General features: G+C 63.2%; 1 protein-coding gene. It reads right to left on the bottom strand.

What is annotated here, in order from left to right:
- The coding region (locus ACK59Z_RS25945; protein ID WP_409294013.1) for a hypothetical protein at window positions 1-337 on the bottom strand (337 nt) is incomplete at both ends.

The raw sequence follows: 337 nt of genomic DNA, 5'->3' as shown, positions 1-337 counted from the left end.
ACCTGGGTCACCAGCGTGGTCAGGTGGTGATATTCGTAGGTGGTCTTGCGGCCCAGCGGGTCGGTCTCTTCGAGCAAGCGGGAGAATTCGTCGTACTTGAATTGCAGGCGGTTACCGTCCGGCAAGGTCAGGCCAACCATATTGCCGTGTTCGTCAAGCTCGATGGCGTAACGCTCGCCGCCATAGTCGCGGCTGGCGACCACGCGGTGGTCGGCGTTGTACTGCACTTCCAGCTCGCGGCCGAGCACGTCGGTGGCCCAGCTGGTGCGGCTATCGAGGTCGTAGCGGAAGTGGTAGTGCTCGCCGTCGCTGGTCCAGTGCTCGACCACACGTGGCT

Source organism: Pseudomonas sp. KCJK9058 (assembly GCF_046230975.1).
GTDB lineage: Bacteria > Pseudomonadota > Gammaproteobacteria > Pseudomonadales > Pseudomonadaceae > Aquipseudomonas > Aquipseudomonas alloputida.
This window is presented reverse-complemented; position numbering and strand designations above follow the sequence as displayed.